This window comes from Cupriavidus sp. GW821-FHT02F09, from assembly GCF_059421605.1.
Genome location: NZ_JBWKVH010000011.1, coordinates 37154 through 59900, shown reverse-complemented (window position 1 = coordinate 59900; position 22747 = coordinate 37154). Strand labels below are relative to the sequence as shown.

Here is a 22747-nt window from a genome sequence, read left to right as displayed (position 1 = left end):
CGGCCATGTCACAAGACGCCCCCATCCTGATCATCGGCGCCGGCCAGGCTGGCGCCACGGCCGCCGCCGCGCTGCGCACGCTGGGCCATGACGGCGGCATCGTCATGGTCGGCGGCGAGGCCCATGCGCCGTATGAGCGCCCCCCGCTGTCCAAGGCCGTGCTGGCGGACGAACAGCAAGACGAGCGCATCGGCGTGCACACGGCGGGCTTCTATGCCGAGCGAGGCATCGACTTGCGCCTGGCCACCACCGTGGCCTCGCTCGATCCCGCCAGCGCCACGGCGCATTGCGCCGATGGCCAGGCGATTTCCTTCAGCCGCTGCCTGCTGACGACCGGTGGGCGTGCCCGCACCCTGCCCGCCTTGCCCGAGGGGCAGCCCCGGGTGCATTACCTGCGCTCGCTGGCCGATGCGCGCGGCTTGCGGGCCGCGCTGCGCCGCGAGCGCGCGGTGCTGGTGATCGGCGGCGGTTTCCTTGGACTGGAAACCGCATCCAGCGCCCGCGCCATGGGGCTGGCGGTGACAGTGGTCGAAGCCGCGCCGCTGTTGCTGCAGCGCGCCGTGCCGAGCGTGTTCTCGGACTGGCTGGCGCAACGCGCGCGCGGCCTCGGCATCGACCTGCGCCTGGGCTGCGAGATCGCGTCGATCCCGCCGGCCGCGGACGAGGTTGCCGTCATGCTGGCGGACGGCACCGCCTTGCGCGCGCCGTTGGTGGTGGTGGCCATCGGGCTGCAGCCCAACGTGGGCCTGGCAGAGGCAGCCGGGCTTGCGCTCCACCCGGGCAACGGCGGCATCCGGGTCGACGCGCACTGCCGCACCAGCGCGCCGGGTGTGTTTGCCGCCGGCGATTGCACCAGCCAATACCAGCCGTTGTTTGGCCAGGAGATGCGCCTGGAGTCGTGGCAGAACGCCAATGAGCAGGCCCGCATCGCCGCGGCCGCCATGCTCGGCGTGCCGACGGCCCCGGCCGCCTTACCCTGGTTCTGGACCGACCAGCTCGGCTGCAATATCCAGATGCTGGGCGCCATGGACCCCACGCTGCGCTACACGCTGCGCGGCAGCGCAGAAGCATCCGAGGGCGACACCCCCCCAAAATTCCTGTTGCTTGGCATGGCCGGCGCACAACTTCGCCACGCCATCGCCGTCAACGCGGGCGGCGACCTGCGCCAGCTCCGCAACCTGATCGAACAAGGCACCGCCTGCGATATCGGCTTGCTGTGCGACACGGCCCTGCCCTTGAAGCAGGCGGCGCGCGAAGCCGCCGCCGTGCGCGCGAGCGAAACCCAATCCTGAACGAGGAACGAAACATGTACCAGACCCATGCGGTCATCAACCGCACGCCGCGCGCCAAAGATGCCGAACTGGCCGCCTGCCTGTGGCCGGAGGACGCCCTGCATTTCATCCCTGACTGGGTGTACACCAGCAATGCCGTGTACGACCTGGAACTGGAGAAAATCTTCCGCGGCCGCTCGTGGAATTTCGTCGCGCTGGAGGCCGAGATTCCCAACTCGGGCGACTTCAAGCGTTCCTACGTCGGGCCGACGCCCGTCGTCGTGGCGCGCGCTGAAGACGGCTCCGTCAATGTCTTCGAGAACCGCTGCGCCCACCGCGGCGCGGAGTTCTGCCGGCATGGCCAGGGCAACGCCAAGGAGTTCGTCTGCCCGTATCACCAGTGGTCCTACGACCTGAAGGGCAACCTGCAGGGCGTGCCGTTCAAGCGCGGCGTGAATCGTGCCGGTGGCATGCCCAAGGACTTCCGCAATGAAGACCATGGCCTGGTGAAGCTGAACGTGGCCACGCGCAACGGGGTGATCTTCGCCTCGTACGCCAACGACATGGAACCGCTGGACGTGTACATGACGCCGGAAATCCTCAAGGATTTCGACGTGGTGTTCAACGGCAAGCCGCTCAAGATCCTCGGGTACTACAAGAACGAGTTGCCCTGCAACTGGAAGATGTACCACGAGAACCTGAAGGACCCGTACCACGCCACGCTGCTGCACTCCTTCCTGGTGGTGTTTGGCCTGCTGGTCGCCGGCAACGACTCCGCCATGATCGCGGACCCGGTGCACGGCCGCCACGGCACCATGGCGTCGGCCAAGAAGGAAGACAAGTATGCGGCGGTGAGCGACGAGAACAAGAAGGAGATGCGCTCCTACCACGAAGGCATGCGCCTGCAGGACGACCGCTTCCTGGAGTACATCAAGGAGTTCGATTCGCCGTGGTCCGTCACCATGCAGACCATCTGGCCGAACCTGATCGTGCAGCGCGAGATGAACACGCTGGGCGTGCGCCAGATCGTGCCCAACGGCCCGGACAGCATGCTGATGCAGTGGACCATGTTCGGCTATGAGGACGACACCGAGGAGATGACGCGCCACCGCCTGCGCCAGGGCAACCTGATGGGCCCGGCCGGCTTCCTTGGCCTGGAAGACAACGAAGCGATGAAGTTCGTGCAGGAGGGCGTGCGCCGCTCCAGCACCGACCGCAACGTGCTGAAGCTCGATCCCGGACACGTCGGCACCGCCAACTCGCTGATCTCGGAGTCCGCGATCCGCGCCATGTACCAGTACTACCGCAGCGTGATGGGGTTCTGAACAGCATGACACCGACAATCACCCCAACCATGACACCGATGGCGCATAGCCTCTTTCGCCCCTGCCAGCTGGCCCCCGCGCGCGCGCAAGCGCTGCGCATGGAGATCGACGCCTTCCACAGCGAATACTGCGCCGTGCTCGATGCCGGCATGGTGGAAACGTGGCCCGAGTTCTTTACCGAGGATTGCATCTACCGCGTCACCGCACGGGAGAACGTGGAACTCGGGCTGCCGGTGGGCCTGGTCTATGCCGAAGGCCGCGGCATGATGCACGACCGGGCGGTGGCGATTGCGCGCACCCAGATGTTCGCGCCGCGCTATATGCTGCATCTCGTCACCAATACGCGCGTCACCGATCAAGGCGAGTCTGGCGAGATCCAGGCCCAGGCCAGCTTCCTGCTGCTGCAAACGCTGGTGGAAGGGCCCACCACCATCCACATGGCGGGCACGTATCACGACCGCTTCGCCCGCATCGAGGGCAAGCTGCTGCTGGCCGAGCGCCAGGTCGTGTACGACACCACCATCATCGCCAACGACCTGGTGTATCCGGTCTGAGCGGGTATGGCCCAAGCGCCGGCGCCATGCCGGCGCACTGTCGCTACATGATGCGCAACACGGTGCGGCTATAGTCGTTGTTAGCCTCGACCAACGTCGACAGCAAGTCCATGAACACCTTGCGCTGCGCCGGGCGCAACGGCGCCAGCATGCGCTCCTGCGCGCGTTCCATATCGGCGCGCAGCGACGCCACCACGGTCTGCCCTTCCTTGGTCAGGTGCACGTGGCGCGTGCGGCGGTCGGCCGGATTGTCCTTGCGCTCGACCAGGCCACGTTCTTCCAGGCGGCGCACCACGTCGGCGGTGGTGGTGCGGTCAAAACCGACTTCCTGTCCCAGCGCGGTCTGGTCCAGCCCGGGCAACACGGACAATACCGTCAGGATGGCGTACTGCACCGGCGTGATGCTGGGAGATTTGCATTCCTCGAAAAACATGGCCACGTGGATCTGGTGCAGGCGACGCACCAGGAAGCCGGGCCGCGCCCACAGAAGCTCCTTGGCCGGGTCCGCTTCGGACGGCGCCGGATCCTCGACCGGAGGAGCGGAGCGCGTCGTTTGACGTTTTGCAGAGGACATTCAACTCACCAAATTCGTTAGCATGCTGACAAGTATAGACGACTGTCCCCACCCTGGTGCCGAAACGCACCGTTTCAGGTCCGCTCCGACGCGGCCGGCGCAGTCTGCCCGCTTTGCGCGATGCTTGCCCTGTCCCGATGCCGCGCCGCCGCCATGCAATCCCGGTACAGCTGCACGGTTTCGCGCCCGAGCGAGGCCAGCGAGAAGTTCGCCTCCACCCAGCCGCGCCCGCGCCAACCCATGCGGGCCGCGCGCCGAGGGTCCGCCGCCAGCTGGCACATGGCCTGCGCCAGGGCGTGCGCGTCGCGCGGAGGAACCAGCACGCCGTGGGCGCCATCGAGAAAGGTCTCGGGTATCCCGTCCAGCGCGGTGGCGATCACTGGCCTGCTGCAGCTCAGTGCCTCCAGTATCACCAGCCCCAGCGCCTCGCTGCCCACGGCCGGATGCACCAGCACATCGATCGCCTGCATCAGCGACGCTACATCATGCTCGAACGGCAGGAAGTGGATGCACCCGGCCAAACCCAGCGCCTGCGCCTCATGGCGCAACTGCGGGATCAGGTCGCCGTCGCCGACGCAAAGGAAATGCGCGTGCGGGTGCCGCGCCCGCACCTGCGCAGCGGCATTGACGAAGTAGAACTGCCCCTTGCCGTGGGGCCGTTGCGCCCCGCCGATCATCGCGTAGACCCACGCGTCCTGCGGCAGCCCAAGGGTCTCGCGCACGCGATAGCCGCGCAAGGCAATGCGGCGAAAGCGCTCGGTGTCAATCCCGCAGTAGATCCGCCGCAGCCGCAAGGCACGCTCCGGATCAACCCGGCGCAGCGACTCCTGCACCGCATCGGACACCGCGATCACGTTGGAGAACGCCGCCAGGTAGCGGCGCGTGCGCTCCTTGAGCTGGGTCATCAGGTGACGCGTCACCACCACCGATGCAGTTCGGCCAGACAGCATCCAGGCCGCGATCGCCACCCAGTAATCGCGCCCGTGATGCGCGTGGATGACATCGATGCGCTGCTCGCGGATATAGCGTGACAGCACCAGCGGCCAGACCACGCGCCCGGCATCCAGCGCAAGCACCTGGATGCCGGGCATGGCTTGCGCCGCGTCAATCCAGCGTGCGCGCGCCGGCGCGGCCAAGCTCACCACGCAATCCTGCAGCCGCAGGGCCCGGCACAGCGACAGCGTGTGCGAATCGATGCCGCCGCCATCCATCCGGGAGTTCAGCACCAGCACCCGCAACTGGCCGGCGGACAGCGCGGCGCCTCGGTCAGCGTGCATCATGACACCACCTCCATGCCGCGGCGATCTTCATAGGTAGTCGCCAGCTTCAGCAAAAAATGTCCGGCATGCGAGGTCCGCGCGACCGGCACGCGCGGCAGGCCGAACAGGTTGCCGCCGATCGCGGCGCGGCCGCGCTGCGTGGTCACCGCACTGTGGTAGCCGGCTTCCCGCACCAGGTCGGCGACAGGTTGATTGAATGCACCATAGGGATAGCAGAAGTGCCGCACCGGTGCCCCCAGCGCATCTTGCAGCGCGAGCTTGCTGCCCGCGATCTGGTCGCGCGCGGCATCGCCATCCATCCTGGTCAGGTCCACATGGGTGCGCGTATGCGCGCCGACTTCCATGCCCGCACGGGTCCAGGTGCGCAGTTCCTGCATGGTCATCAGGGGCGTCTCCGGCACGCCAATGGCCGTGTCCCAGGCATTGGTCCTGCCGAGCAGGCTGCTGACCGCATAGCAGGTTGCGCTGAACCCGCAACGCTGCAGCACTGGCAGCGCATGGTCCAGGTTGTTCCGGTAGCCGTCGTCCAGCGTGATGCCCACCACCTTGCCGGCCTTATCGCCGCGCAGGTAAGGCAGCAGGTCGCGCAAGGCCAGGCCGCGATAGCCCATCAGCCGGAGCAGGCGCATCTGCCAGGAGAAATCGCGCACGGCCACCACAAGGCTGCGCATCGGTGTGCCACGCGGCGGCGGCGCATCGATCTGGTGGTACATCAGGATGGGGATTCGCGGTGTCATGTCTTCCCTCGGCGAACAGGAGCAAAGCAGAACGGAGTTGCGCAGCCGGTGCGGCCGGTGCAGCCGGTGTGGCTAGAAGCGGTACTTGAGCGCCGTCAGGCCAACGAACGACTGTTTCGACTGCACGATCGGGCTGTTGGCGCTGTCACCCAGCAAGCGGGTCACGGCCACCGTGCTGTTTACCGACCAGGAGGGCGAGATCTCGTATTCCCAGGACACGGCCACGCTGGCGCGGTCGAATCCCGCCTTGGTGGTGTAGGGGCGGAACTGGCTGTTCGCGGCTTGCGCGTCGGTCACGCCGTAGAAGGTCTGGGTGTACTTGCGCGAGCCGAAATGCAGGCTGGGGCTGACGCTGACGAGGTGCTTGCCGGCCTTGTACACCGGCACGGACAGGTCGATATGGCCGCTCAGGCCACGGTCGCGCTTGGTCATCGGCGCGTCGAGCGTCACGCTGAGTACGGCGCCGCCGTACACCGGCATGCCGACCTGCAACGCCCCAACCAGGGAACCCGGGATCCGCCCCATGCCTTTCAGGTGATCGGAGCCCGGCAGGTCGAAGCGCTTGCTGTCGGTGCGGCCCAGGTCGTAGTCGAGGCCAAACGACGCAAACATGCCGTTGGAGAACGTGTGGCCGTAGCCCGCGCCGCCGCGCAGGGGACTGATGAAAAAGCCATTGCCGAACTCCGCGCTGAACAGCGGGCCGCCGATCAGCCGGTACTCGTTGCTGCCCTCATAGCGCGGCGCGACGCCCAGGCCCAGTCCGACCGTGTAAATATTGTCGGCATACGCGCTGGCACAGCCAAGGCCGCTGGCCAGAAATGCGCCGGCCCACATCGATCTCTCCAACTTTCTTCTCAACATGCAATTCACCTAAGCCCCCTTGGATCAAGCCCCAGAGTCTAGGGACAGGGCCTATCGGTGTCTGTTGGAAAGTGACGCGAAACTGTGCGTAATTGTGCGTAATTGTCTCGAGTTGATACGAGCCGCTTCAGGGCGAAGCGTTAGCCTCTAGAATCGCTTCGCATTGGCCGGGCAAGACCAATGCGATCCACCCGACGAGATCCTTTCGCCCGCCGCCAAAGCGCGAAGGAGACAAGCCAAGATGTTCCGATCCCTCTTCAAGCTTTTTCTCTTGCTCAACCTGGGCGTGTTCGCTGCCTTTGCCGCGATCGACCATGTACTCATCCCCGCGTACCACCAGCAACTCAGCGAGAGCGAGCGCAAAGAGGTTGGAAGCTATGCCTTCCTGCTCACCGGCTACCTGGCGCGCCACCCGGGCCCAGCGCGCGAGGCCGCGCTGCAGACGTTGCGGCGCAACGCGAGAGAGGGCTTCGCCGTGGTCGGCATGCATGCCGTGGCCCATCTGGGCGAACGCCGCCTGCGCGACCTGCGCGACCTGCGCGACCTGCGCGACCTGCGCGACGACAAGATCGTGTTTGGCGATGATGGCGACGATGCCTACCTGCCCTTGCGCAACGGCCAGGTCCTGCATATCAGCCAAAGGAACGCGAGCCAGGCCAGGATCGAGTTGATCGCCTACACGCTGATCGCATCCGCCACGCTGCTCGCCGTGATTGGCTGGCTTTTTTATCACTGGCGCGAACTCAATGCCCTGCGCGAGGCGGCCAGGCAGTTCGGCCGCGGCAACCTTGCCGCCCGTGCGCGCTTGTCCAGGCGCGCCAACCTCTATCCGTTGACGCGCCAGTTCAACGACATGGCGTCGCGTATCGAGGCCTCCGTCATGCAGCAGCGCGACATGATCCACGGCATCTCGCATGAGCTCAAGACGCCGATCACGCGGCTGGAATTCGGCATCGCCCTGCTGCAGTCCGCCGATGCCCGGCCCGATCCGCTGCAGCGCGCGCAGCGCCTCGAGGCCCTGCGGCTGGACGTGCGCGAGCTGGATGCGCTGGCCCACGGCGGCCAGGCCTCGCTGGACAGCGGCGTGGCGGGCTGCACGCGCCTTGCCATCACGCTGCCCGCCCGGTACCTCGCGCCAGTGCCTGTGCCTCCATGTCCGGCACGGCGAGACTAATCGGGCAAATCCCACGCTGGCAAGGCCCGCCCTCGCCCAGCCGCACCGCGCGCCCCCGCCAACACAGGCGCGACGACAAAGCCGCACATCTCGCCACACTTTCATACAAGCGGGGATAGATTGCCCACAGACACGGCAGGCCTGTCCGTTCACAATCCCCTCATGCATCGCCACTGCCTTTGATTTCAAAAATAGGCCTCTGCGCCTATTCCCCAAGACATCCGCCGCAGATTGCCTGACCTTGATCCTTTTTCCGTAGATCCCCGCAACGCCAATGGCCCATCCCCCGAACCGCCGCAGGCACGGCCTGATCATCGCCATGCTCACCCTGTCCGCCATCATTGCGTTGGCGGCCTGGCGCCTGACACCCGGCAAGCACCCCGAGTACATCACCGCCACCGTCACCCGCGGCGACCTCGAAGTCACCGTGCTGGCCAATGGCGTATTGCAGCCCATCCGCCAGGTCGAAGTCGGCGCGCAGGTCAATGGCCAGCTCAAATCGCTGAAGGTGAAGCTCGGCGACAAGGTCAAGCAGGGTCAGTTGCTGGCCCAGATCGACCCGGTGCTGCTGGAGAATGCGCTGCGCCAGGCGAATGCCGCCGTGGCCAGCGGCAAGGCCCAGCGTGACGCCAAGCGCTCGCGCCTGCGCCAGGCCCGCCTGAACTGGCAACGCCAGCGCGAGCTGCAGTCGCAGGAGGCGGCCTCGCGCCAGGACCTTGAAATCGCCGAAGCCGACCTGCGCTCGCTGGAGGCCGAGCTGATCGCTCTGGACGCCGATATCGCGCAGCTCAGCATCAAGGCCGAGTCCGCCCGCATCGACCTTGGCTACACCCGCATCGTCGCGCCGATGGACGGCGAGGTAGTGGCGCTCACCACGCTGGAAGGCCAGACCGTGGTGGCGTCCTACCAGGTACCGACCATCCTCAAGCTGGCCAACCTCGATGCCATGACCGTCAAGGCGCAGGTGTCGGAGGCCGATGTGATCCGCATCGCCGACCGGCAGGCGGTCTACTTCACCATCATGGGCGAGCCGGACCGCCGCTACCACGCGTCGCTGCAGGCCATTCAGCCGTCGCCGGAGAAGATCAACAACGCCGTGTTCTTCAATGCGTTGTTCGACGTGCCCAATCCGGGCCACAAGCTGCGCATCGATATGACGGCACAGGTGGCCATCATGCTGGGCGAGGCCAGGAACACGCTGCTGGTGCCCTTGGCCGCGCTGGGGCCGCGCGGCCAGGACGGCAGCGTGGAAGTCCGCGTGCTGCACCCGGACCAGCGCGTGGAGACGGTGAAGGTGCGCACAGGCCTGAGCAACAACGCGCATGCGCAAGTGCTGAGCGGCCTGGCGCAAGGCGACCGCGTCATCACCGGCGATGCCGGCGCCGTCAACGCGGAGGCCAGGCCATGACGCATGCCCCGCTCTTGCTGTTGCAGCATGTGGAGCGCACGTTCCGCGCCGGCGACCAGGACATCCCCGTGCTGCGCCAGGTCAGCCTGGCCATCTGCGCGGGCGAGATGGTCGCCATCGTCGGCGCGTCCGGCTCCGGCAAGTCCACGCTGATGAACATCCTGGGCTGCCTGGACCAGGCCAACGCTGGCCGCTACCTGGTGGCGGGCCAGGACGTGACGGCCCTGGACGATGACGCGCTGGCCCGCCTGCGCCGCGAGCGCTTCGGCTTTATCTTCCAGCGCTACCACCTGATGGCCCAGCTTTCCGCCGCGGACAACGTGGAGGTGCCGGCCATCTACGCCGCCACCGACCGCGCCGCGCGCCGTGCCCGCGCCCTGCAGCTACTGGAGCGGCTGGGCCTGGGCGAGCGCGCCGGACACCGCCCTTCCCAGCTCTCCGGCGGCCAGCAGCAACGCGTGAGCATTGCCCGCGCGCTGATCAACGGCGGCCAGGTGATCCTGGCGGACGAACCCACGGGCGCGCTGGACAGCCATAGCGGCAAGGAAGTCCTGGCCATCCTGCGCGAGCTGCATGCGCTCGGCCACACCGTGATCATCGTCACCCACGACATGGGACTGGCGCGCAACGCCGAGCGCATCATCGAGATCGCCGACGGCCGTATCGTGGCCGACCGCGCGAACCGGCCGCCGCGGGCCGAGGATGAGCCGGGCAGCAGCCTCGTGCAAGCCAGGCCGGCCACGCAAGCCCCGGGGGCCGGCGGCAACGCCGAGGCTCCGCTGCGGCGTGCGCGCGCCTGGCAGGGCTTCACCGAGGCCTTTTCCATGGCCTGGGGCGCATTGATGGCGCATCGCATGCGCACCGCGCTGACCATGCTGGGCATCATCATCGGCATCGCCTCCGTGGTGTCGATCGTGGCCATCGGCGAAGGCGCCAAGCGCTACGTGATGGCGGATATCCGCGCCATCGGCGCCAACACGCTCGAGATCTTCCCCGGCAAGGATTTTGGCGACGACCGCGCCGCCGGCATCCGCACCCTGGTGGCCGCCGATATCGAGGCCCTGCACGCGCTGCCGTATGTGGACAGCGCCACTGCGATCACCAGCAAGGTCCAGCGCCTGAGGTACCGCAGCGTCGACGTCAACGCCACTGTGCATGGCGTGGGCGCCAGCTTCTTCCGCGTGCGTGGCCTGGGCCTGACGCAAGGCGCGGCCTTCCTGCCGGACGAGCTGCGCAGGCACGCGCAAGTGGCCGTGATCGACGAAAAAACCCGCCGCAAGCTGTTCGGCAATGCCTTGAGCGCGCTGGGCCAGATCATCCTGGTGGGCAACCTGCCTTGCGTGGTGATCGGCGTGGCGCGCGAGAAGAAAACCATGTTCGACGACAACGGCAGCAGCCTCAATATCTGGCTGCCCTACACCACCGCGGGCAGCCGCATCTTTGGCCAGTCGCATTTCGACGAGCTGTCCGTGCGCATCCGCGATGGCCAGCCCAGCGCGGCGGCCCAGCAAGCCATCGAGCGCCTGCTGACGCTGCGCCACGGCAAGAAGGACTTTTTTACCTACAACATGGACAGCATCGTCAAGACCATGGAACGCACCGGGCAGGCGCTCACGCTGTTCTTGTCGGCGGTCGCCGTGATCTCGCTGCTGGTCGGCGGCATCGGCGTGATGAACATCATGCTGGTCTCGGTGACCGAGCGCACCCGCGAGATCGGCATCCGCATGGCCGTGGGGGCCCGCCAGCGCGACGTGCTGATGCAGTTCCTGACCGAGGCCGTGCTGGTATGCCTGCTGGGCGGGGTGATCGGCACCGCCGTGGCCTACCTGATCGGGCTGGCGCTGGCGCTGCTGATCCCGCAATGGCAGATGGTGTTCTCCGCCGGCGCGGTTGCCGGCGCCTTCCTGTGTTCGACACTGACCGGCGTGGTGTTCGGCTATGTGCCGGCGCGCAACGCCGCACGCCTGCAACCGATCGAGGCGCTTGGCCATGAATAAGCGCAGTCCGCATTCTCTACGGCCACCACGGCCGCCACATTCTCCGCGCGCGTTGCCAGTGCGCCTGCTCGCCGCGCTGCCGGTGATCGCCGTTGCCCTGAGTGCTTGCAGCGGACTGCGCACGCCGGAGGTGGATCCCGCGCTGGACGTGCCGCAGCACTGGCAACATGCGCCCCGGCAGGACACGGCCGGGCAGCCGGGCACGGCGCTGGAGCCGCACGCCTGGTGGGAGGCCTTTGGCGATCCACAGCTGAGCGCGCTGGTCGCGTCCGCACTGGCAACCAACAACGATCTCGCCATTGCCGCGCTGCGCTTTGAGCGCGCCCGGCTGCGCGCGGGGCTGGCCGCCACCAACCGCGCGCCCGAACTGAGCGCGCAGGCCAGGGGCACGCGCCAATGGAGCCTGGACGGCCCCGGGCGGCGCGACGAAGGGGGGATCAATGCGACAGTGAACTATGAGATCGACCTGTGGGGGCGGCTGGCCAGCCTGCGCGGCGCGGCGGACTGGGAAGCGCGCGCGAGCGCGGCCGACCTCGAAGCCGCAACCATCGCCCTGGCGGCCACCACGGCCACGCTGTACTGGCGCGCCGGGCTGTTGAACGAACTGATCGACATCTCCGGCCAAAGCCTCGCGGACGCACGGCGCACGCTTGGCCTGGTGGGCGCGCGCTACCGCGCCGGCGCAGTGTCCGGCCTGGACCTGGCGCAAGCCGAGCAGCAACTGGCCGCCCTGCTGGCCGAGCGTACCGTGCTGGACCAGCAGCGCAGCGAAAACCGCCAGGCCCTGGCCATCCTGTTCAACCGTCCGCCCGGGCAGGGCGTGGCCGAGCCGCAGGCCTTGCCCGTCGAAGCGCTGCCGCGCATCGCCGCCGGCATTCCCGCCGCGGTTATCGGACGTCGGCCCGACGTGCGGCAGGCCGAATGGCGCCTGCGCGCCGCCCTGGCAAACGCCGACGCAACCCGCGCCAGCTTCTACCCCAAGCTGACGCTGACCGGCATCGTCGGCACCGGCAGCGCGGCGCTGGCTTCGCTGCTGCGCGATCCCACCGCGCTGCTCGGCGCCGGACTGAGCCTGCCCTTCCTGCAATGGAACACCACGCAGCTGACAATACAGGTGTCGCAGAACGAGTACCAGGAAACGGTGGTGCAATACCGGCAGTCGCTGTACACGGCCTTTGCCGAAGTGGAAAACGCGCTGTCCGACCATACAGGGCTGGGCGTGCGCGCGGATCGGCTGGCGGAATCGCTGGAGTCCGCGAGCCGGGCGGAGCGGCTTAGCGCGGCGCGCTACCGCGCCGGCGCCACCGCGCTGCAGCCCTGGCTCGATGCGAAGGAGACGTTGCGCCAGGCAGCGGCGGCGGCGGCGCGCAACCGCTTTGACCGGCTGGTGAACATCACGAGCTTGTACAAGGCGTTGGGGGGGCCGCCGGTGGAGAGCGGGGCTTAAGGGTCCGGGCTACTCCAGCGCGGCGCCCTTGCGCTCCGGAATCAGGAACAGCGTGGCCAGGATATCCAGCACATAGATCGACGCCAGCATGGCAATGGCGGTGCCGAACGAATAGCTGGCGGCCAGCGCGCCGACCACCAGCGGGCCAAAGCCGCCCACGCCACGGCCGATATTGAACAGCACGTTCTGCGCGGTGGCGCGGGCCTGCGTGGGATACAGCTCCGAGATCAGCGCGCCGTAGCCGCCGATCATGCCGTTGACGAACAGGCCCATCACCGCGCCGCCGAACAGCAGCGCGTAGGGCGTCGATAGCTGGGAGTAGACAAAGACCATCACCACCGCCCCGGCCTGGTAGATCAGGAAGGTGGGCCGGCGGCCGATGCGGTCCGCGAGCTGGCCGAACACCCAGATCCCGATGGCCATGCCGATGATGGTCACCGAAGTCCACAGCGCGGACTTGGTCAGCGAGTAATTGAACTGCTTGGCCAGGTAGGTCGGCATCCAGATCATCAGGCCGTAATAGCCGAAGTTCTGCACCGAGCACAGCACCACCACGCCCAGGCTGGCACGCGCGGTCGCGGCATCCGCCACCAGCATCTTGAGCGGGTTGCCCTTGCGCGCCACCTTGCTGCTGGCAACAAACACTTCCGGCTCGCCGATAAAGCGGCGCACCACGAACGACGCCACCGCCGGCAGCACGCCGATGGCAAACATGCCGCGCCAGCCGATATAAGGCAGCAGTACCGGCGTCAGCAGCGCCGCGGCAAGCACGCCCGCCTGCCAGCCAAGGCCCACATAGGAGGAAACGCGGGCACGCTGGCCGGGCCGGCAGGCCTCGGTGGCCAGCGCCATGCCGATGCCGAACTCGCCGCCAAGGCCAAAGCCGGCAATGGTCCGGTAGGCCAGCAGGTCCCAGTAGCCCTGCGCGAGCGCGCACAGGCCGGTGAAGACGGCAAACAGCAGGATGGTCCAGGTCAGCACCTTCACCCGGCCCACGTAATCGCTCAGGATGCCGAAGAAGATGCCGCCGGCCACCGCGCCCACCAGCGTCCAGGTGACCAGCGAGCCCGCCTGGGTGCTGGTCAGCCCGAGGCCGGCAGACACCGCGCTCAAGATAAAGCCGAGGATAAGCAGGTCGAAGCCGTCCAGCGCGTAGCCGACCGCCGAGGCGATCACGGCCTTGCGAGCGTAGGCGCCCTGCTCCCGTTCCGTGAGGCCTTGCCGGCCGTGCGGTGGATTTGCTGCCGCGGCCGGCTCCAGCCCGGTCACCGCGGCGGCGTTGGCATTGGCGTTGCCCTGTGTCATGTCGATTCCCGTGCGCCACAAGCGAAAAATTTTGCGAGATTCTACTCTCGTGGCTGGCCGGCTGGCCGGGAAGGGAGAAAGGGGGGAAGATAGAAAACGAATGACGCACGAATTGCATTCGGCGCGGGAGCAACAATCGGACAGCCAGCCAGACATTGCACGCACGGAACGGGAAAAATGCTAACCAGAATGTATGCGAGCCTTTGTTTCTATGGCGATCAATTCGATCCCGAGGCGCTTGCCGACACCATAGGGCTCAGCACCTACGACTACTCTCGGAAAGGGGAACGCCAAGCACTGGGCGTCGTTCCTCACTCGGTCCTGAAAGTGACATCCCGCGATGAGATCGAGGGATGTTCAGCGGATGAGCACATCATGTCGCTGATAGAGAAGATCTCCCCGATGTATCAGCACATCCGCGCGGCGCTCGGCAGCGATGGCTATATCTTGTGCTTTCTGTTCTGCGAGGGGGATATCGAAAACGTCGGCGTCTACGTATCACCGCAGACACTCCGGCAATTGGCTGCGATCGATGCTGGGCTTTCCATCGACACCTGGGCGCCTGCCGCGCCCCCAGGCCCCGAAGACGGCAACGAGGATGCGCCATATCACCTGCGCCATTGAATGGTCGCCGATGACGACCCGCATCAAGCCGCTTCACCCGCCGTTCGATACTGGCTTGGGGTGACGCCCGCCCTCTTGCGCATCAGGCGCCTGAGCGCCGTGGCATCCTCATAGCCCACTTGCTCGGCAACCTGCTCGACGGACATCCGGCTCGATTCGATCAGCATGCGGGCGCGGTTGAGCCGCACGCTCTGCACCAGCGCCAAGGTACTCTTGCCCGTGGCCTCGCGCACGCGCCGCGACAGCGTTCTCTGGGACATGGCGAACTCGTCCGCCAACACCTGGATGCTGGGTGGCTGCGGCAACGCGGATTCGATCCGTGCCACCAGCCGGCCGACCAGCGCATTGCCGTTGGACAACATGGCCGGCACCACGAAGCGCGCTTGTGCTTGCCGGCCGTCGATCAGCAGGACCCGGCTCACCGCGTCGGCAAGCGCAACGCCAAACCGGCTGCGCAACAGGTGAAGCATCAGATCGGCCTGTGCAAATGCCGCGCCGGCGGTGCTCACGGACTCATCCGCGCAGACCATGCGGTCGGCATCGACGATGCAACGCGGCTCCAGGCGCTGCAACTCGGCTGCCAGCCACCAGGATGTCGTGACCCGGCGCTGCGCCAGCAGGCCCGCGGCCTGTAGCAAGAACACCGCGGAGCAGGATGCCGCGACATGGCCGCCAGCGGCGGCATGCGTGGCAACAGCCCGGGCCGCCAGCCGCGCATCCTCCTGCGCCAGCCGGCTGGCGATGGCGTTGGCATCGTCGATGCCCAGCCCCGGCACGATCCAGGTCGTCGCATGCCTGGCCTGCGCACGCGGCCGCGTTGGCAAGGCCGCGGCTTCGATATGCATGCCGCCGCTCAACGGCACGGAACGCCCGGACGTCGATACAACGCGCCAGGTCGGCCGGGGCAGATGCATGCGCGGCGCAAGCAACGAAGCCGCGCGCAGGATATCCAGCGTCGTAGCCACGCTGGTTGAGTAGGCGCCGGACAGCGCCAGAACGGTGAAATCCCTCATTGGCCGAAAACGCCCTAAAGATGTCTAAATTGACACTCAAAGTCTACCCGACCGAAGCGTCTAATGCACCTACCCCAACGACAACCACGCTTCGATGCCCAATATCCTCGTCAACATTCCCAAAGGCGCGTTTGCCGGCCCTGCCCGCGCAGATCTCGCCCGCCGCATCAGCGACGCCGCCGCCATGGCTGAGCGCATGCCCGACGACCCGCGCAAGCGCTTCGCGATCTGGGTCGTGATCGAAGAAGCGGAGGCCGGCTTGTGGACGTGCGGCGGCGTCGACATGTCATCGCAGGTGCTGCCCTGCATCGCGACGGTCTATGTGCCCGCAGGCGTGCTGGACGCGCCGGCCAGGGCGTTGTACGTGCGGTTGATGCACGACGCCTTCCAGCAGGCTCGGCCAGCCGGCGACCAGCGGCGCCTGGCCACCTCGGTGAGGCTCCACGATGTGGCCGACGGCACCTGGGGGGTCAATGGCGATGTCTGGCAGTTGCCCCGCTTCGCGCTGGTGGCCGGCTACGCGCACCTGCAGCATCTGGCCGACGCGGCCTGACTATCCAGCGCACAGGAGACGACGCCATGGCGAACCGCAGCATGATGGAGGAAGATCCCCTTGACGATTTCACGCACCGCACGATCACGCTCGACGGCGTGGCCAAAGTGGTCCACGTGGCAGGCTCGGGGCCTGCCGTGATCGTCATGACGGAGATGCCGGGCATCAGCCCGCACGTCGCACGCTTTGCCCGGTGGGTACGCGATGCGGGCTTGACGGTCTATATGCCGTCGCTCTTCGGCCGCGACGGGGCAGTGCCGGACGCCGAGGCAGGTGCGGCGGTCTTTCGGCGCGCCTGCGTTAGCGCAGAGTTTCGCGCATTCGCTGCCAATCAGGCGAGCCCGGTGACACAGTGGCTAAGGGCGCTGGCGAGGCTGGCGCACCAGGAATGCGGCGGCCCCGGCGTCGGTGCCATCGGCATGTGTTTCACCGGCAACTTCGCGCTGTCGATGATGCTTGAGCCGGCGATGCTGGCGCCGGTGATCTGCCAGCCCTCGCTGCCGTTGGATGATCCGGGTGGCATCGAAATGGCGCCCCGGGAGCTCGCCGTGGTGCGCGAGCGGCTCGAGCGGGAGGATCTCACGGTGCTGGCGTATCGATTTGAAGGCGATCGGTTTTGCAGGGCGGAACGCTTCACTGCGTATGCCGAGGCCCTTGGCGACCGATTCGTGGGACGCGCGCTGCCGGACAGCGCCGCCAACCCCGATGTCCCTGCCTTCTTTGCCCAGCACGTGCCTTGCCCGCACAGCGTCGTCACCGTCCACCTGATCGACGAAGCTGGCGAGCCGACAGTGGCCGCGCGCGACGAAATCCTGTCGTTCTTTGTGCGGCGCCTTGGCGAGGCGCGCCGAAGCACCAACCTCAATCCGGCAACCCCTTAACCCGCGACAGCGCATCGACACGTTTCAACGGTTGCCCGGAAATCGGCGCTAGGCTCTCGCTGCCGCAAGCGCATTGCCCGAACGGCACGGCAATGTCGGGGTCAGCGCTGCAAGCCGTGCAACCTGCCCTCCCCCGCAAGCATCGCTCTTCTCCGAGCGCACTCCCTCCAAAGCCTTACCGCCGCGCCAGCGGCTGCCTGCACTCGCCAGCTCAAACGGGCTCGAACGGGCTCGAACGGCCTGGCTGCAACCCCTCCTTGACAACCAGACTCCATGCATTACCATACGCACATCCATTTTATGGATCTTGGTTCCATAAAATGGAACTCGATAAAAAAGAGAAAAAACGCTGGAGGAGAATCGATGCATCGGAAGACCTGGGCATGGCTGCCCTGTACCCTGCTGTGCGCCCCCGCCGTGGCCACGGCAAGTAGCGTCACCCTGTTCGGCCTGATGGACACGGGCCTGGATCTTTCAAGCGCTGGCGGCCCCACCACGGCCCGCATGCAGTCCGGCCAATACGCCGGATCCCGCTTCGGCCTGCGCGGCACGGAAGACCTCGGCGACGGCTTGCAGGCGGTATTCGTGCTGGAAAACGGCCTGAACAGCGATACCGGGGTGGCTGGACAGAGCGGCCGCCTGTTCGGGCGGCAAGCCTATGTCGGCCTGAGCGGGCGCGCAGGCGCCCTGACGCTGGGCCGGCAATACAGCCCGCTGGTGTCGGTGGCGTTCCAGATGGATGCTTTCGAAAACGGCATGGCCCCGCAGTTCCCCAACCTTGGCCTCTACCCCGGTGGCGAGCGCATCGACAACGCCATCAAGTACACCAGCCCCTCGTTTGGCGGGCTGACGATGGCGGCCATGCTGGCGCTTGGCGAACGCAGCACCGCGCCGCGCGCGGGCGATGACTCGTATGGCGTCAACGTGCACTATGCCAGCGGCCCGATGCGCCTCGTCGCAGCCTATGGCGTGCGCAAGTTCGCCTCCGCGGCGGCGCTGGGCGAAGTGGTGAAGCCCGTGGTGGTGCTGCCCAATGTCGTGACCAACGGCAGCATCACCACCTACATGGCGGGCGGCAACTACGACTTCGGCCTGTTCGCCCTGTACGGCGGCTACCAGCGCCAGCGCATCGCGGATGACGTGTATTTCGGCCGTATCGACCAGGACTTGTACACGTTGAGCGTAGCGGTGCCGGTCGGCAAGGCTGGCCGCTTCCTGGCGGGCTACAGCTTCCTGAACGACCACAGCCCCGCGCAACTGGATGCCTCGCTGTTCGGCTTCGGCTTTGTCTACTCGCTGTCCAGGCGCACCAGCGTCTACACCTCCACGGCCTGGCTGAACAACCACAACGGCGCGGGCAATGTGATTGGCGGCAACACCAGCCCGGGCTTGCCGCTGGCCTACCCGGGCGCCAACGCGCGCACGATCCAGGTCGGGCTGCGCCACGCCTTCTGAACCCGCCCCGCCAACCCACACACCCGGAGACTGCCTCATGCATGACGCTGCGATCCCGCTAGAGAGCGCCGCACCGCCGGCGCGCCACCCGCGCGCGCTGGCGCCCGCCAACCTGCTGCTCATGATCGCCATCAGCGCGTTCGGTGCGGTAGTGGGCATCCAGTTGCTGACCACCCTCGGCATCACGCCCAACACCTCGCTGATCGGCGCGCTGGTGGCCATGACGCTGGCCCGCATCCCGCTTGCCGTGCTGTCCGGCTTCCGCTCGGTCCACGTGCAGAACCTGGCGCAGACAAGCATCTCGTCGGCCACCTTCGGCGCGGCCAACAGCCTCATCCTGCCGATCGGCATTCCCTACGTGATGGGCATGCCCGAGCTGATCCTGCCGATGCTGGCCGGCGTGTCCGTGGCCATGCTGCTGGACGCCTACCTGCTCTACCGCATGTTCGATACCCCCGCCTTTCCTGCGTCCGGCGCCTGGCCGCTTGGCGTCGCGGCAGCCGAGGCCATCAAGGCTGGCGACAGCGGCGGCAAGCAAGCCTGGCTGCTGGCCGGCGGGCTGGTCACCGGCGTGGCCGGTGGCTTGCTCAAGCTGCCGATGTCGGCCTTTGGCGTGGCCTTTATCGGCAGCTTTGGCGCGATGACGGCGTTTGCCGTGGGTCTGCTGCTGCGCGGTTACTCGATGCCGCTGTTCGGCACCGAGATCGGCTCGCACTACGTGCCGCACGGCATGATGATCGGCGCCGGGCTGGTGGCGCTGGCGCAGGTGGCGCGGGCCATGTTCGGCAAGGCCGCGCAGCGCGCACAGGCCGCGAGCCAGGGCGCGGGCGCCACGGTGGATGCCCGCGCCGACGCCCGGCGCATGCGCGCTTCGTTCCGGCTCGGCGGCTTCGGCTATCTGGCCATCATGGCGGGCCTGGCCCTGGCCACCGGCCTGCAGGCAGGCATGCCCTTGCCGCTGCTGCTCGGCTTCATCCTCTACGGTGCGTTCTCCGCCTTTGTCCATGAGCTGATCGTTGGCATCGCGGCCATGCATTCGGGCTGGTTTCCCGCGTTCGCGGTGGCGCTGATCTCCTTGCTGATCGGCATCTGGATCGGGTTTCCGCCGCAGGCGCTGGTGGTGCTGGCGGGCTTTTCCGCCGCCACGGGCCCCGCCTTTGCCGACATGGGCTACGACCTCAAGGCGGGCTACATCCTGCGTGGCGAAGGCGCGGATGCCGCCTATGAGCGCGAAGGCCGGCGCGAGCAGCTGATCGCGGCGATGGTGGGCTTCCTGGTCGCCATCGTGGTGGTGCTGGCGTCCTACCGGGGCTTGTTCGCCAACCATCAGTTCGCCCCCATCAACAACGCCTATGCCGCCGCCATCAAGGCCGGCATCTCGGCGGACACCGCGCGCAACCTGCTGCTGTGGGCCCTGCCCGGCATGGCGCTGCAACTGATTGGCGGCGCGCGCCAGCAGCTTGGCGTGCTGCTGGCCACGGGGCTGCTCATCACCAATCCGGCCGCAGGCTGGATGGTGGCGGCTGGCCTGGTGGTGCGCGCCGCCATGCTGCGTTGGCAAGGGCAGGCCGCAAAGGAGCGCCTTGAAGTCTTTGCCGGCGGCGTGATCGCCGGCGACGCGCTCTTCAGCTTCTTCGGCGGCCTGACCAAGAGCCTGCCGCTGAAAAAGTAAGCGGCAGGAAGCCGGAAGCCGGCACAACACGAAGTAAACATCCATCCATCAAAGGAGCCTGTAGTGAAAAGACAATTGACGGTAGACGACGTGGAAGCCGCGGTGCTCGGCGGCGCCATCCTGGGCGGTGGCGGTGGCGGCCTGATCGAAGAGGGCCTGCGCGTTGCCCGGCTGGCGCTTGCCGCCGGCGTGCCGGAACTGTGGAGCGTGGACGAGTTCGATCCGCAGGCGATCACCACCACCGTGGCCATTGTCGGCGCGCCCGCCGCGCCGCTGCCCTGCGTGCGCCCCGCGCACTTGCTGCGCACGCTGGAGCTGATTCGCGAACATGCCGGCGGGCGCCCGCTGGTGGCGCTGAACTCGAACGAGAACGGCGCCGAGACCACGGTGAATGGCTGGTTCCATGCCGCCATCACCGGCATCCCCGTGATGGACCTGGCCTGCAACGGGCGCGCCCACCCGTCGAGCGTGATGGGCGCGCTCGGGCTGCACACCGAGGCGGATTACGTCTCCGTGCAGGCCTTCGCCGGCGGCGCCCAGGCACGCTACCTGGAAGGTGTGGTTTCCGGCCGGCTGGAGCTGACCTCGGCACTGGTGCGCCGCGCGTCCGTGGAGGCGGGCGGCGTGGTGGCGGTGGCACGCAACCCGGTGACGGTGGGCTACGCCGCCGCGCACGGCGCGCCTGGTGCGATCAGCCATGCCATTGAAGTGGGCCGCGCGTTCTTGTCCGGCGGCGTCGATGGGGCGGCGGCGGCGCTGGGCGGGCGCATCGTGGCAGACGGCATCGTGGCCGAGTACCGCTGCGAGCAGCGCGAGGGGCTGGATGTGGGGCACCTGGTGTTCGACGACACCGCGCGCACCGAGCTGCGCTTTATCAACGAGTACATGACGCTGGAACAGCACGGCGAGCGCCAGAGTGCCTTCCCCAACCTGATCATGACCTTCGATGACGACGGCCAGCCGGTGGTCTCGGCGCGCGTGCGCCAGGGCATGCGGCTGCGCGTGCTGGTGGCCCCCGGCGAGCGCCTGCTGCTGTCGCGCACCATGAACATGCGCGAGCTGTATCAGCCGCTGGAGGCCTCCCTGGGCACGGCGTTCGCGCCGCTGGAGCCGGCGGCATGACGGCAGCCGCGCCGCGCCAGGACGCCGCCGCCCCGGCGGCGGGCCTGCGCGCCATCGGCGCCTTTATCGATGCGAAGTGGGACGGCGAAATCCTGCCCGCGCTGCACGACTACATCCGCGTGCCGGCCAAGAGCCCCGCCTTCGACGCCGGCTGGCAAGCGCGGGGCCTGCTGGATCGCGTCGTGTGCTCGGCCGCCGCGTGGGCCGAGGCACAGAAGATCGCGGGCATGACGGTCGAGGTGATCCGGTTGCCGGGGCGCACGCCGCTGCTGTTCTTCGAGATCCCGGCCACCGCGGACGCGGGCGCCGACACGATCCTCTTCTATGGCCACCTCGACAAGCAACCTGAGTTCGACGGCTGGCGCCGCGACCTCGGGCCGTGGGAGCCAAAGTACGAGAACGGCAAGCTCTACGGCCGCGGCGGCGCCGACGACGGCTACGCGCTTTATGCCGCCCTGGCCGCCGTGATGGCCGTGAGAGCGGGCGGCGCCAGCCATCCGCGCTGCGTCGGCATCATCGAGACCTGCGAGGAATCCGGCAGCTATGACCTGCCCGCCTACCTGGATGCGCTGGCGCACCGCCTGGGGCGCATCGGCCTGGTGGTTTGCCTGGACTCGGGCGCGGGCAACTACGACCAGCTCTGGATGGTCACGTCGCTGCGCGGCTATGTCAGCGGACGGCTGGAAGTGCAGGTGCTGGACGAAGGCGTGCATTCCGGCGATGCCAGCGGCATCGTGCCGTCCAGCTTCCGCGTGCTGCGCCATGTGCTGGACCGGCTGGAGGACAGCGGCTCGGGCGAGATCCTGCCCGCCAGCTTCCATTGCGAGGTGCCGCCACAGCGCCAGGCGCAGGCTGAGCATGCGGCGCGCCAGCTTGGCGACCTGGTGTGGAAGCGCTTTGCGTGGGCCTGCGGCGCGGACGGCGCCAGCGTGCTGCCATCCACCACCGATCCCGCCACCGCGCTGATCCGGCGCGCCTGGCGCCCGGCGTTGTCGGTAGTGGGCGCCGAAGGCCTGCCGCCGCTGGCTACCGCGGGCAATGTGCTGCGCCCGCGCACGGCGTTCAAGCTGTCGCTGCGGCTGCCGCCGCTGGTCGACAGCGCGGCCGCCGCGCAGGAGCTCAAGCGCTTGCTGGAAAGCCACGCGCCATACAACGCGCGCGTGGCCTTCGTGCCGGACAAGAGCGTGGCCGACGGCTGGAACGCACCGGCCACGGCGCCGTGGCTGGCCTCACGGCTGGAGGCGGCCTCGCAGCAGTACTTCGGCGCGTCTTGCGGCTATCTGGGGCAAGGCGGCACGATTCCGCTGATGGGCATGCTGGAAAAGGCCTTCCCCCGCGCGCAGTTCATGGTGTGCGGGGTGCTCGGCCCCAACGCCAACGCGCACGGCCCGAACGAGTTCCTGCACGTGCCGTACGCCAAGCGCCTGACGGCATCGATCGCCAGCGTGATCGGATCGTGGCAGGAGGATGCCGGGCATTAAGGGGCCACAGCAG

At 67.6% G+C, this 22747-nt stretch carries 20 protein-coding genes; 14 read left to right on the top strand and 6 right to left on the bottom strand.

Features of this window, described 5'->3' with window-relative positions:
- The first annotated feature begins 5 nt into the window (after positions 1-5).
- The 3 genes from AC07XB_RS14945 to AC07XB_RS14935 are packed head-to-tail and all read left to right on the top strand — an operon-like array spanning position 6 to position 3150.
- On the top strand, positions 6-1292 hold the full coding sequence (locus AC07XB_RS14945) for an NAD(P)/FAD-dependent oxidoreductase (RefSeq protein ID WP_492826886.1): 1287 nt from the start codon (positions 6-8) through the stop codon (positions 1290-1292).
- A 14-nt stretch (positions 1293-1306) separates the two neighbouring features.
- On the top strand, positions 1307-2596 hold the full coding sequence (locus AC07XB_RS14940; protein WP_492372223.1) for an aromatic ring-hydroxylating dioxygenase subunit alpha: 1290 nt from the start codon (positions 1307-1309) through the stop codon (positions 2594-2596).
- Between the two features lie 38 nt (positions 2597-2634).
- Positions 2635-3150 carry an aromatic-ring-hydroxylating dioxygenase subunit beta gene (locus AC07XB_RS14935; RefSeq protein ID WP_492372281.1) on the top strand — a complete coding sequence of 172 codons (516 nt, stop codon included), beginning with the start codon at positions 2635-2637 and terminating at the stop codon, positions 3148-3150.
- A 43-nt stretch (positions 3151-3193) separates the two neighbouring features.
- Here the strand turns inward: AC07XB_RS14935 and AC07XB_RS14930 are convergent, their stop codons facing one another.
- The 4 genes from AC07XB_RS14930 to AC07XB_RS14915 all read right to left on the bottom strand — a co-directional run bounded on the left by AC07XB_RS14930 (position 3194) and on the right by AC07XB_RS14915 (position 6575).
- On the bottom strand, positions 3194-3724 hold the full coding sequence (locus AC07XB_RS14930) for a MarR family winged helix-turn-helix transcriptional regulator (protein ID WP_492372224.1): 531 nt from the start codon (positions 3722-3724) through the stop codon (positions 3194-3196).
- Between the two features lie 74 nt (positions 3725-3798).
- Complete coding sequence (locus AC07XB_RS14925; protein WP_492372225.1) at positions 3799-5004, bottom strand: glycosyltransferase family 4 protein; 1206 nt, start codon at positions 5002-5004, stop codon at positions 3799-3801.
- Positions 5001-5741 (bottom strand): polysaccharide deacetylase family protein, encoded by a 741-nt coding sequence (locus AC07XB_RS14920; RefSeq protein ID WP_492372226.1) that lies wholly within the window; start codon positions 5739-5741, stop codon positions 5001-5003. The genes AC07XB_RS14925 and AC07XB_RS14920 overlap by 4 nt, the downstream gene beginning before the upstream one ends.
- A gap of 72 nt (positions 5742-5813) precedes the next feature.
- Positions 5814-6575, bottom strand: a complete 762-nt coding sequence (locus AC07XB_RS14915; RefSeq protein ID WP_492372227.1) for a MipA/OmpV family protein — start codon at positions 6573-6575, stop codon at positions 5814-5816.
- 268 nt (positions 6576-6843) lie between these two features.
- Between AC07XB_RS14915 and AC07XB_RS14910 the strand changes: the two genes are divergently transcribed.
- The 4 genes from AC07XB_RS14910 to AC07XB_RS14895 all read left to right on the top strand — a co-directional run bounded on the left by AC07XB_RS14910 (position 6844) and on the right by AC07XB_RS14895 (position 12628).
- Positions 6844-7776, top strand: coding sequence for a HAMP domain-containing protein (locus AC07XB_RS14910; RefSeq protein WP_492826884.1), 933 nt, complete (start codon positions 6844-6846; stop codon positions 7774-7776).
- Positions 7777-8050: 274 nt separating this feature from the next.
- Complete coding sequence (macA, locus tag AC07XB_RS14905; RefSeq protein ID WP_492372229.1) at positions 8051-9184, top strand: macrolide transporter subunit MacA; 1134 nt, start codon at positions 8051-8053, stop codon at positions 9182-9184.
- Entirely contained in the window at positions 9181-11181 is a 2001-nt protein-coding gene (locus AC07XB_RS14900) for a MacB family efflux pump subunit (RefSeq protein WP_492372230.1), read from the top strand. Before macA ends, AC07XB_RS14900 begins: the two co-directional genes overlap by 4 nt.
- The gene (locus AC07XB_RS14895; protein WP_492372231.1) at positions 11174-12628 is read left to right on the top strand and encodes an efflux transporter outer membrane subunit; all 1455 of its coding nucleotides are present in this window, start codon (positions 11174-11176) and stop codon (positions 12626-12628) included. The genes AC07XB_RS14900 and AC07XB_RS14895 overlap by 8 nt, the downstream gene beginning before the upstream one ends.
- 9 nt (positions 12629-12637) lie before the next feature.
- Here AC07XB_RS14895 and AC07XB_RS14890 read toward each other — a convergent pair whose 3' ends face one another.
- Positions 12638-13933 carry an MFS transporter gene (locus tag AC07XB_RS14890; protein WP_492826881.1) on the bottom strand — a complete coding sequence of 432 codons (1296 nt, stop codon included), beginning with the start codon at positions 13931-13933 and terminating at the stop codon, positions 12638-12640.
- A 177-nt stretch (positions 13934-14110) separates the two neighbouring features.
- Between AC07XB_RS14890 and AC07XB_RS14885 the strand changes: the two genes are divergently transcribed.
- On the top strand, positions 14111-14557 hold the full coding sequence (locus AC07XB_RS14885; RefSeq protein ID WP_492372233.1) for a DUF4279 domain-containing protein: 447 nt from the start codon (positions 14111-14113) through the stop codon (positions 14555-14557).
- Between the two features lie 23 nt (positions 14558-14580).
- On the opposite strand, the gene AC07XB_RS14880 is transcribed toward AC07XB_RS14885, so the two are convergent.
- Positions 14581-15570, bottom strand: a complete 990-nt coding sequence (locus AC07XB_RS14880) for a GlxA family transcriptional regulator (RefSeq protein WP_492372234.1) — start codon at positions 15568-15570, stop codon at positions 14581-14583.
- 94 nt (positions 15571-15664) lie between these two features.
- On the opposite strand from AC07XB_RS14880, the gene AC07XB_RS14875 reads away from it, so the two are divergent.
- The 6 genes from AC07XB_RS14875 to AC07XB_RS14850 all read left to right on the top strand — a co-directional run bounded on the left by AC07XB_RS14875 (position 15665) and on the right by AC07XB_RS14850 (position 22734).
- A complete protein-coding gene (locus tag AC07XB_RS14875) occupies positions 15665-16123 on the top strand; it encodes a tautomerase family protein (protein ID WP_492372235.1) in 459 nt (152 codons plus the stop codon).
- Between the two features lie 26 nt (positions 16124-16149).
- Positions 16150-17004 (top strand): dienelactone hydrolase family protein, encoded by an 855-nt coding sequence (locus AC07XB_RS14870; protein ID WP_492372236.1) that lies wholly within the window; start codon positions 16150-16152, stop codon positions 17002-17004.
- Between the two features lie 363 nt (positions 17005-17367).
- Positions 17368-18459 carry a porin gene (locus tag AC07XB_RS14865; RefSeq protein ID WP_492811229.1) on the top strand — a complete coding sequence of 364 codons (1092 nt, stop codon included), beginning with the start codon at positions 17368-17370 and terminating at the stop codon, positions 18457-18459.
- Between the two features lie 37 nt (positions 18460-18496).
- Positions 18497-20131 carry an OPT/YSL family transporter gene (locus AC07XB_RS14860; protein WP_492811227.1) on the top strand — a complete coding sequence of 545 codons (1635 nt, stop codon included), beginning with the start codon at positions 18497-18499 and terminating at the stop codon, positions 20129-20131.
- 63 nt (positions 20132-20194) lie between these two features.
- The gene (locus AC07XB_RS14855; RefSeq protein ID WP_492811225.1) at positions 20195-21253 is read left to right on the top strand and encodes an S-methyl thiohydantoin desulfurase domain-containing protein; all 1059 of its coding nucleotides are present in this window, start codon (positions 20195-20197) and stop codon (positions 21251-21253) included.
- Positions 21250-22734: a M20/M25/M40 family metallo-hydrolase gene (locus AC07XB_RS14850; protein WP_492811223.1), complete on the top strand. Its 1485-nt coding sequence runs from the start codon at positions 21250-21252 to the stop codon at positions 22732-22734. The genes AC07XB_RS14855 and AC07XB_RS14850 overlap by 4 nt, the downstream gene beginning before the upstream one ends.
- Positions 22735-22747 lie beyond the last annotated feature (13 nt).

Bases quoted from the DNA above. Each gene is read 5' to 3' on its own strand.
- AC07XB_RS14945 (WP_492826886.1), top strand. From the start codon at position 6: ATGTCACAAGACGCCCCCATCCTGATCATCGGCGCCGGCCAGGCTGGC.
- AC07XB_RS14940 (WP_492372223.1), top strand. From the start codon at position 1,307: ATGTACCAGACCCATGCGGTCATCAACCGCACGCCGCGCGCCAAAGAT.
- AC07XB_RS14935 (WP_492372281.1), top strand. From the start codon at position 2,635: ATGGCGCATAGCCTCTTTCGCCCCTGCCAGCTGGCCCCCGCGCGCGCG.
- AC07XB_RS14930 (WP_492372224.1), bottom strand. From the start codon at position 3,724: ATGTCCTCTGCAAAACGTCAAACGACGCGCTCCGCTCCTCCGGTCGAG.
- AC07XB_RS14925 (WP_492372225.1), bottom strand. From the start codon at position 5,004: ATGATGCACGCTGACCGAGGCGCCGCGCTGTCCGCCGGCCAGTTGCGG.
- AC07XB_RS14920 (WP_492372226.1), bottom strand. From the start codon at position 5,741: ATGACACCGCGAATCCCCATCCTGATGTACCACCAGATCGATGCGCCG.
- AC07XB_RS14915 (WP_492372227.1), bottom strand. From the start codon at position 6,575: ATGTGGGCCGGCGCATTTCTGGCCAGCGGCCTTGGCTGTGCCAGCGCG.
- AC07XB_RS14910 (WP_492826884.1), top strand. From the start codon at position 6,844: ATGTTCCGATCCCTCTTCAAGCTTTTTCTCTTGCTCAACCTGGGCGTG.
- macA (WP_492372229.1), top strand. From the start codon at position 8,051: ATGGCCCATCCCCCGAACCGCCGCAGGCACGGCCTGATCATCGCCATG.
- AC07XB_RS14900 (WP_492372230.1), top strand. From the start codon at position 9,181: ATGACGCATGCCCCGCTCTTGCTGTTGCAGCATGTGGAGCGCACGTTC.
- AC07XB_RS14895 (WP_492372231.1), top strand. From the start codon at position 11,174: ATGAATAAGCGCAGTCCGCATTCTCTACGGCCACCACGGCCGCCACAT.
- AC07XB_RS14890 (WP_492826881.1), bottom strand. From the start codon at position 13,933: ATGACACAGGGCAACGCCAATGCCAACGCCGCCGCGGTGACCGGGCTG.
- AC07XB_RS14885 (WP_492372233.1), top strand. From the start codon at position 14,111: ATGCTAACCAGAATGTATGCGAGCCTTTGTTTCTATGGCGATCAATTC.
- AC07XB_RS14880 (WP_492372234.1), bottom strand. From the start codon at position 15,570: ATGAGGGATTTCACCGTTCTGGCGCTGTCCGGCGCCTACTCAACCAGC.
- AC07XB_RS14875 (WP_492372235.1), top strand. From the start codon at position 15,665: ATGCCCAATATCCTCGTCAACATTCCCAAAGGCGCGTTTGCCGGCCCT.
- AC07XB_RS14870 (WP_492372236.1), top strand. From the start codon at position 16,150: ATGGCGAACCGCAGCATGATGGAGGAAGATCCCCTTGACGATTTCACG.
- AC07XB_RS14865 (WP_492811229.1), top strand. From the start codon at position 17,368: ATGCATCGGAAGACCTGGGCATGGCTGCCCTGTACCCTGCTGTGCGCC.
- AC07XB_RS14860 (WP_492811227.1), top strand. From the start codon at position 18,497: ATGCATGACGCTGCGATCCCGCTAGAGAGCGCCGCACCGCCGGCGCGC.
- AC07XB_RS14850 (WP_492811223.1), top strand. From the start codon at position 21,250: ATGACGGCAGCCGCGCCGCGCCAGGACGCCGCCGCCCCGGCGGCGGGC.